We start from the raw sequence: 2,377 nt of genomic DNA, 5'->3' as shown, positions 1-2,377 counted from the left end.
CGTTCACCGATAAGATCAGTCAAGAATGAGCATGGTCGAGACCTTCGCTGCGCTCACGAGAAGGCGAGAGATTTACTGCGACAAGGATCAAGATTCTGACCAAGAGCTTTGTCAGAATGACGGGCTGTGATGCTTTTCGAATCGCTTCCCCGCGAAGCGGGTACTGCGTCCTGGTGCGATCTTCGCCAGCATTGCGTCTTATTCCGCTCTTTCCGACCCCCTACCTGCAACCCCCAACCTCGGCTTCAATCCAACGCCAACTCATTAACCCATTCGACAATCAGGTCAATCAATTCAACCGAGACATAACCCGGCCTGCTGTATTCTTCAACGCTCTTTATCTTTCCGTCTGTTTGCATGAAGAGATGATTTAGGCCTTCAAACAATTTAAGTGTGATATTTGGCCTATCTCCAAGCTCCTCAACGAAGACGTTGAAGTACTGTTTGGGGCTCTGAAAATCCAGTTCGGCATTAGCGATCAGCACAGGAAGTTCTGTCTCTTCAAGAACAGGCATGCAGAAATATCTGTCCAGGCTATAGTAATAGCCTGCCGTAAGTCCGGGGGCCAGCTCCGTTTCTTCCGGGATTTCTCCATTCAATAACTGATTGAAGAACTCGATTGTCTGAGCTTTCTGTTCTTCAGTCATTTGGTCGCCGGCCAGATCGAGATTCTGATCCAGACTTATCTGGGCAAGTTTAACGGGAGAACCGGCAAGAACTATTACGCCATCGACTCCAGCCTCTTCGGCAATCCATGGAGCAACCATTCCGCCCATGGAGTGTCCGGCGAGGTAGATCCCGCTGAATAGGGGAATTGACTTCATCTGTTCGATGACGACCAGAGCGTCGTCTACGTATTCCGCTTCTGCAGAGGTTCCGATTTCATCTACTTTATCCGGGTAGACCAGGTACTTCTTCGGATATCTGAGCGTCGCAATTCCCTTCGATGCGAGTCCCACCGCGATGTCTCTGTAAGGCTTGTTCGGGCCCAGAGTGCCATCGATATCGTGTGTTCCCGATCCCTGCAAGATGATTACCAACGGATACGTTTCCAGATCGTTAGGAACCATCAGTTTTGCCGGAAGATAATATGGTTCCTTGCCTACAGTAATATCTTGTTCCGTATACGCTGATGGGTCGGCATATTCAGGCAACTCCCTTTCGGAATATGCTGACTGACGGAAATAGAAGCCTGCCACCTTCTCGTCGCTGTCGAGAGTGACAGTGATGTCGAAGATTCCATTTGCAAACCTGCATGTTAGAACAAAGGAGATCATACCGTCATTCGTTGATGATTCCAGATTCAGAACTTCTACGAACTTCCCGGCCACGCCAACAATATTTGCGTATGCGCCGCTTAGCGCTTCAGGAGTGAGACTCGCCTTCACCTGTTCATTCTGAAGCTCGAAGATATTCTCGAATTCTCCGGAGAAGAATCCCTTGAGATAGGTGTCAACTACTTCATTTCCTGTTTCAATCATTATGCTCTCCGTTTCGGGCTTTACGTAAGTAGATGGTCTTATGAAGAATCCCGCGACCTTTTTCTCGGCATCCAGAGTAATTATCACATCGAATACTCCCGCCTTGAATTCTGAGGCGAATATGTAGGACACAAGATCGCCTTGAGGTACTTCGCTGATATTTAGGATCTGGACGAAATCTCCAACCTGCATCTGCAGTTGCCCTCTGAGATTTCTCATAGCCGAAAGCGGCTGCGCCTTCTTCATCTCGGCATTCTGCAACTCATAAGCTTCGGGAAACTTCCCGTTGAAGAAACTGTCTAAGTACTGCTTCGCGATATCAATCGACGCGAGAGATAGAACGGATGCAATTAGAACCGCACTTACTAGAATCCTTTTGATCATTTTCCTTCCTCCTTAACAATTAGCAGTGTTACGATTACCTTCAAGAATCAAGATCTGTGTTCATCTTAAGAATTCGGGCCTCCAGCTCCAAATAGCGGGCAGAAGATTCGATGGATGCTGGAAAAAACCGTCCTAGGATGAGATCAATATCAAGCTAGAGGTCAGAGGTGTGAGGGTAGAGGTATGAAAATCGAGATCAATATAATCCAGGAAACGCTGAACTTAGAAAGCTTCTTGCCTCTACTTTTTTTGCTACCTCTCGAGTGTAAATTTACGACCTCTTCCGCTCTCAATTCCATATGATCAAAATCAGTCCTTGGTCCTTCGTCCCAAATCATTTAGCCATAGACACTCCGCTTGAGCGGATCATCATTACCCACATCATATTCTCTGGATCTCATCATCTCGCGGCTTCTAATGAAGATCCTGGACACGGAGTGTCAACGATGAACCGCACTTCTGTTATTGATCTTGAATCCCCGCTCGAGCGGGGGGGACCGCTTGCGGTGGGG

Annotated in this window: 1 protein-coding gene; it reads right to left on the bottom strand. The window is 47.7% G+C overall.

The features are described from left to right. Window positions 1–245 precede the first annotated feature (245 nt). A complete protein-coding gene (locus tag B3K91_RS13120; protein WP_292595377.1) occupies window positions 246–1,865 on the bottom strand; it encodes a DUF3887 domain-containing protein in 1,620 nt (539 codons plus the stop codon). Window positions 1,866–2,377 lie beyond the last annotated feature (512 nt).

Source organism: Mesotoga sp. UBA5847 (genome assembly GCF_002432735.1).
In the GTDB taxonomy this organism is placed as follows: Bacteria; Thermotogota; Thermotogae; order Petrotogales; family Kosmotogaceae; genus Mesotoga.
This window is presented reverse-complemented; position numbering and strand designations above follow the sequence as displayed.

Coding starts and splice junctions, on each gene's coding strand:
- B3K91_RS13120 (WP_292595377.1), bottom strand. CDS start 1,865: ATGATCAAAAGGATTCTAGTAAGTGCGGTTCTAATTGCATCCGTTCTA.